Genomic DNA, 6653 nt, shown 5'->3' on the forward strand with positions numbered 1-6653 from the left:
AAACTAATGAACAACGACATTCTAAAAACCTTATACAGTAAGGAAGACATCACAGACGCTTGTCGCAGATTAGGTCAACAAATTACAACTGATTACAAAGACAGAAAACCAGTGGTAGTTGGTGTATTGAAAGGTGCTATTTTCTTCATGACAGATATTGTCAGAGAAATGGACCTATACATGGACATCGATTTTATTGACGTTTCAAGTTACCATGGAGGTACTGCATCAAGCGGAACCATTGAATTAATGAAAGATATTGATGTGGATGTTAACGGTAGGGATGTTATTTTCATTGAAGATATTATCGATACTGGTAGAACATTGAAATATTTAGAAGACCTATTAGCTGAACGCGGTGCTAGATCAATTAAGGTATGTACTTTAATGGACAAGCCTGAAGGAAGAGTAGTCGAAGCCAAGGCCGATTACGTTGGTTTAGAAGTACCAAACGAATTCGTTGTTGGATATGGTTTAGATTACCAAGGCAAGTATCGTAACCTTCCATATGTTGGAGTATTAAAACCAGAGGTTTATTCAGACAAATAAATGGTTAATTCTTCTGAAAAATGATAATATATGCTTCGTGTTATGTATTGAAAAAATGGCGGGTCTCACCATGTTATTTTTAATACATAAACAAGCATTGAACACAGGAGGCAATTGATGCGTAATAACAATAATAAAGGATTATTCAAGAACAGCCTGTTCTACATAGTGTGCTTCTTGATTGTCTTGGGAGTTACTTTCTTTGTCACATCAAAGAACGGTCAACCTCAAAACAAGGAATTGCAATCTAGTCAGTTTGTTCAAGAACTAAAAGATAACAAAATTAAGAGCTTTTCAATTCAACCAGAAAATGGTGTTTACACTGTTTCTGGTGAATACAGAAAAGCCCAAAGCGTTAAATCAAACAATTCTGGTAGCATTTTATTCAGTAATACCAAGAGTGAAACTAAGGTTTCATCATTCAAGACTAAGGTTTTGAAGAACAACGGTACTATTAATGAAATTACAAACTACGCTAAGAAGAATAACGTTAAGATGGGTGCCAAGGCTGCCGACACAGACGGTGGCTTCTGGTCAAACCTAATCTTCTCATTACTACCAATGCTAATTATCATTATTTTCTTCTTCGTTATGATGAACCAAATGGGTGGTAAGAATGGTAGCAAGGGCGGCATCATGGGTGTTGGCAAGTCAAAGGCTAAACCAACCAAGAGTGATGTTCGTTTTACAGATGTTGCTGGTGAAGAAGAAGAAAAGCAAGAACTTGTTGAAATCGTTGAATTCTTAAAGGATCCAAAGAAGTTCACCAAGTTAGGTGCTAAGATTCCTCATGGTGTCCTATTAGAAGGACCTCCAGGAACTGGTAAAACTTTACTAGCAAAAGCCGTATCAGGTGAAGCTGGTGTTCCATTCTACTCAATTTCAGGTTCTGATTTCGTTGAAATGTTTGTTGGGGTTGGAGCTAGTCGTGTTCGTGACTTATTCACACAGGCTAAAAAAGAAGCTCCAGCAATCATTTTCATTGATGAAATTGATGCTGTTGGTAGAAAACGTGGTAACGGCATGGGCGGTGGCCATGATGAAAGAGAACAAACCTTGAACCAACTATTGGTTGAAATGGATGGTTTCTCAGGTAATGATGGTGTTATCGTTATTGCTGCAACTAACCGTGCTGACGTATTGGATCCTGCCTTGACTCGTCCAGGTCGTTTTGACCGTAAGGTACTAGTTGGTAGACCAGACGTTAAGGGTAGAGAAGCAATCTTAAAGGTACATGCTAAGAACAAGCCAATCGCTGATAACGTTGACTTGCATGAAATTGCTAAACAAACTCCTGGTTTTGTTGGTGCCGATTTAGCTAACTTGTTAAACGAAGCTGCTTTATTAGCTGCTAGAAGAAACAAGTCAGAAATTGGTCCATCAGAATTGGATGAAGCTGAAGACCGTGTAATTGCTGGTCCAGCTAAGAAAGATAAAGTTGTTAGTCAAAAAGAACAAAACATTGTTGCCAACCACGAAGCTGGTCACACAATTGTTGGTTTAGTTCTAAACGATGCTCGTGTCGTTCACAAGGTAACTATCGTTCCTCGTGGACGTGCTGGGGGATACGCAATTATGCTTCCAAGAGAAGATCAACAATTGCTATCTAAGAAGAACGCAATGGAACAACTTGCTGGTCTAATGGGTGGTAGAACTGCCGAAGAAATTATCTTCGACTCATTGTCTTCAGGTGCTTCTAATGATTTCGAACAAGCTACTAACTTAGCTCGTGCTATGGTTACTCAATATGGTATGAGTGAAAAGCTAGGAACTGTTCAATTGGAAAGTCCAAACGATGACCCATACGCAAGAAGATATTCTGAAAAGACTGCTTCAGTTATTGATGAAGAAGTAAGAAGATTAATTGATGAAGCTCATGGTCAAGCTCATGATATTATTGAGCAACACCGTGAACAACATAAGGTAATCGCTGACGCATTGCTTAAGTACGAAACATTAGACGAAAAGGAAATCTTGAGTCTATACCGTACTGGTAAGATGCCAGAAGAAAACACTTCAAGTGATAACGAAGATGCTTCTTTTGAAGAAAGCAAAGAACAACTAGAACAAAAAGAAAATCAACATCAAGATAATGATGAAGACTAACTAATAGAGCGTGGGTTGAATTTATTTGACTCACGCTTTTTTAGGTGATTATGGAGGAATAAAAAAATGGCAGACTATTTAACAAAGAGTGTCACTAAAGACGGTATGTTTAGAGCATACGCAATGGAAGCTACTGGCGTAGTTGACGAAGCACAAAAAGATCATAAAACATGGCCTGTATCTTCAGCGGTATTAGGTCGTTCACTGGTAGCTAGTTTATTATTAGCTACATCAGTATTAAAGGGTAAGGAAACAATGACTGTAAAGGTATTGGGTGATGGCCCTGCCGGCCCAGTATTGGTTGACGTCGACGCAAATGGTCACGTTAAGGGATACATTCACAATCCACACGTTGATTTACCATTAAACAAGCACCACAAGCTAGATGTTGGTGGCGCCGTTGGGCAAGGTAGCCTAGAAGTAATGAAAAATCTAGGTGGCGATGAACCATACGTAAGTAACGTTCAACTAGTTTCAGGTGAAATTGGTGATGACTTTACTTTCTACCTAGCTCAATCAGAACAAATTCCATCAGCTGTTGGTGTATCTGTATACGTAAATGAAGATGGAACCATTGGTGCTGCCGGTGGATACTTAATTCAAGTACTACCTGGCGCATCAGATGATGCAATCAGCAAACTAGAAGAACGTTTGAAGTCAATTCCAATGATTTCAGAACTATTCCTATCAAAACAAAAGCCAGAAGACATCTTGAAACTGATTTTTGGTGAAGACAACATCGATATCCTACAAAACATGCCTGTAGAATTTAAGTGTGATTGTTCAAAAGAAAAGTTCGGTGAAAAGATTGCCGGTTTAAACGATAAGGAAATCCAAGCCATGATTGATGAAGACCATGGAGCAAAGGTTATCTGTAACTTCTGTGAAACCGAATATAACTACAGTGAAGACGACTTGAGAGCATTGTTGTCCGATAATTCAGATTCAAAAGAATAGTAAGTATGCAGTTTTAATTTTAGTGTGATATTATATTTATCATGCTAAACGTGTTTAATATTGAGGTGAATATAAATGGAATGGAAAATCGGAGATGTTACAATCCCCAATCAAGTAGTTGTTGCTCCAATGGCTGGGGTTACTAACACTGCTTTTAGAATGATTTGTAAAGAATCAGGAGCCGGACTTGTTGTCTGTGAAATGATTTCTGATCGTGGTTTAATGTACAAGAACAAGAAGACACTAAGTATGTTGGATATCGATCCAAAGGAACATCCAATGAGTATTCAAATTTTTGGTGGAACTAAGGAAACCCTTGTTGAAGGGGCTAAGTTTATCGACCAAGAAACTGATGCCGATATCATTGATATCAACATGGGCTGCCCTGTAAATAAGGTTATTAAGACTGACGCCGGTTCAAAATGGCTATTGGATCCTAACAAGGTATATGAAATGGTTTCATACGTTACTGACGCTGTTAAGAAACCAGTTACTGTTAAGATGAGAACTGGATGGGATGAAGACCACGTATACGCAGTTCAAAATGCATTAATGGCTGAAAAGGCCGGTGCTTCAGCGATTGCAATGCACGGTAGAACTAGAAAACAAATGTACACTGGTAGCGCCGACTGGGATGTTTTAAAACAAGTTGCAGATGCTTTAACAATTCCATTTATGGGTAATGGGGATGTTAGAACTCCTCAAGAAGCTAAGAAGATGTTAGACGAAGTTGGAGCAGATGCTGTAATGATTGGTCGTGCCGCTGAAGGTAACCCATGGATGCTACAACAAACCAAACACTACCTAGAAACTGGCGAACTATTGAAAGAACCTACAGTTGATGAAAAGATTGCAACTGCTAAGGAACATCTACACCGTTTAGTTGGTGTGAAGGGTGAATTTACTGGTCCTCGTGAATTTAGAGGCCAAGCTGCATACTACCTAAAGGGTATCTCTCACTCAGCTAGAGCTAAGGTAGCTTTAAACAATGCAGAGACTGAAGAAGAAATGGACGATATTTTCGACAATTTCCTTGAAAAGACTCATAAAAGAGCAGCAAAAAATGCGGATTTAAGTGAAATGTAATTTTTTAAATTATTTTATGGTATTATGTTAATATAAAATAATTTATTCTGATGGAGGTTTTACTGTGGCACAAGAAAAGCAAATGAATGACCAATTGCGAGTTCGTCGCCAAAAGATGAATGAATTACGAGAAGAAGGGGTCGACCCATTCGGTAGCCGTTTTGAACGTACTCATTTAGCTAAACAATTACACGATAAGTACAACGATAGTACTAAAGAAGAACTAGAGGAAGAAAATCTAAAAGTTGTTATCGCTGGACGTATGGTTGCAAAACGTGGAAAAGGTAAGGTAGGTTTTGGTGATTTACAAGATCGTACCGGTAGAATTCAACTATACGTAAGAAAAGATGAAGTAGGTGAAGACAACTACCATTTCTTCAAGCGTGCCGACTTAGGTGACCATTTAGGTATCGAAGGTGAACTAATTAAGACAGACATGGGTGAATTAACTGTTAAGGCTACTCATGTAACTTTCTTATCAAAGGCTTTGCGTCCATTGCCAGACAAGTACCATGGTCTACAAAACAAGGAACAAAAATACCGTCAAAGATATCTTGATTTGATTTCAAACCGTGATAGTTTTGACCGTTTCCAAAAACGTAGCAAGATTATTTCTGCAATCAGAAACTACCTTGACAACGAAATGGATTGTACTGAAGTAGAAACACCTGTACTACACAACCAAGCTGGTGGTGCTAGTGCACGTCCATTTATTACTCACCACAATGCATTAGACATCGACTTATACCTACGTATCGCACTAGAACTACACTTAAAACGTCTAATCGTTGGTGGTATGGAACGTGTATACGAAATCGGTCGTGTATTCAGAAATGAAGGTATGGATCAAAACCATAATCCAGAATTTACTGAATTAGAATCATACATTGCATACTTCGACTTCCATGATGTTATGGATGAAACTGAAGGTATTTTCAAGGCAGCTGCTAAGGTTGTTACTGACAACGGTATTATTAACTATCGTGGTGAAGAAGTAGACTTTAACAAGCCATTTGAACGTTTACACATGGTAGACGCAATCAAAGAATTTACTGGAATTGATTTCTGGAAAGAAATGAGTCTAGAAGAAGCTAGAAAACTTGCTGACAAGAACAACATTGAATACCAAGATTTCTGGACTGTTGGCCACATTATCAACGAATTCTTCGAAGAAAAGGTTCAACCAGAAATTAAGAACCCAACATTCATCTACGGTCATCCAGTAGAAATCTCACCATTAGCTAAGAAGAACGCTGATGATCCAAGATTTACTGACCGTTTTGAACTATATGTTGAAGGTATGGAATACGCTAACGCATTCTCTGAATTAAATGATCCAATCGATCAAAAGGAAAGATTCCAAGCTCAAGCTGCTGAAAAGGCTAACGGTAACGATGAAGCACAACCGGTCGACTTAGACTACGTTGAAGCTCTAGAATACGGTATGCCACCAACAGGGGGACTAGGTATCGGTATTGACCGTCTGGTTATGTTATTAACTGACGCTGAATCAATCAGAGATGTTCTACTATTCCCAACAATGAGACCAGAAGACAACTCAGAACAAGACTAAGATCTACAACTAAGCGTAAAGAATTGATTAATTTCAATTCTTTACGCTTTTTTTGTTGAAAGTGGTTGACGATGTTCCACAAACTTGATAATATATTAAATGTTGTTTGAAAGACGAACAGCTAGAAAAAATAAATATAAAAAGTTGTTGACATAACAACGATTGCATGGCATAATATTTATTGTTGTCGTTAAGAGATAACGTTAATAAATTTGATTGCTTGAAAAAAGTTGTTGACATTGTTTCACAACTTTGATATAATTAAGAAGTCGTAATTTAGACATATAAATGGTAGATCTTTGAAAACTGAACAAGATTGATAATCGATGATGTGTAAGGAACTTACAACTTAGTTGTAAGAATTAAACATTGCGAAGTCAAT

Annotated in this window: 5 protein-coding genes; all 5 read left to right on the forward strand. The window is 38.0% G+C overall.

Going from position 1 to position 6653, the window contains the following annotated elements:
* The first annotated feature begins 6 nt into the window (after positions 1–6).
* The 5 genes from hpt (at position 7) to lysS (ending at position 6271) form a co-directional block, all read left to right on the forward strand.
* Positions 7–549, forward strand: a complete 543-nt coding sequence (gene hpt, locus RZ78_RS01695; RefSeq protein ID WP_041152423.1) for a hypoxanthine phosphoribosyltransferase — start codon at positions 7–9, stop codon at positions 547–549.
* Between the two features lie 117 nt (positions 550–666).
* Positions 667–2655, forward strand: a complete 1989-nt coding sequence (gene ftsH / locus RZ78_RS01700) for an ATP-dependent zinc metalloprotease FtsH (protein WP_053791518.1) — start codon at positions 667–669, stop codon at positions 2653–2655.
* Positions 2656–2721: 66 nt separating this feature from the next.
* On the forward strand, positions 2722–3612 hold the full coding sequence (gene hslO, locus RZ78_RS01705; RefSeq protein ID WP_054607932.1) for an Hsp33 family molecular chaperone HslO: 891 nt from the start codon (positions 2722–2724) through the stop codon (positions 3610–3612).
* Between the two features lie 75 nt (positions 3613–3687).
* Entirely contained in the window at positions 3688–4698 is a 1011-nt protein-coding gene (dusB, locus tag RZ78_RS01710; RefSeq protein ID WP_054607933.1) for a tRNA dihydrouridine synthase DusB, read from the forward strand.
* Positions 4699–4762: 64 nt separating this feature from the next.
* Positions 4763–6271 carry a lysine--tRNA ligase gene (gene lysS / locus RZ78_RS01715; RefSeq protein WP_034532490.1) on the forward strand — a complete coding sequence of 503 codons (1509 nt, stop codon included), beginning with the start codon at positions 4763–4765 and terminating at the stop codon, positions 6269–6271.
* The last annotated feature ends 382 nt before the right edge of the window (positions 6272–6653 follow it).

Source organism: Apilactobacillus kunkeei (assembly GCF_001308195.1).
GTDB classification, from domain to species: Bacteria; Bacillota; Bacilli; order Lactobacillales; family Lactobacillaceae; genus Apilactobacillus; species Apilactobacillus kunkeei_C.

Coding starts and splice junctions, on each gene's coding strand:
- hpt (WP_041152423.1), top strand. CDS start 7: ATGAACAACGACATTCTAAAAACCTTATACAGTAAGGAAGACATCACA.
- ftsH (WP_053791518.1), top strand. CDS start 667: ATGCGTAATAACAATAATAAAGGATTATTCAAGAACAGCCTGTTCTAC.
- hslO (WP_054607932.1), top strand. CDS start 2,722: ATGGCAGACTATTTAACAAAGAGTGTCACTAAAGACGGTATGTTTAGA.
- dusB (WP_054607933.1), top strand. CDS start 3,688: ATGGAATGGAAAATCGGAGATGTTACAATCCCCAATCAAGTAGTTGTT.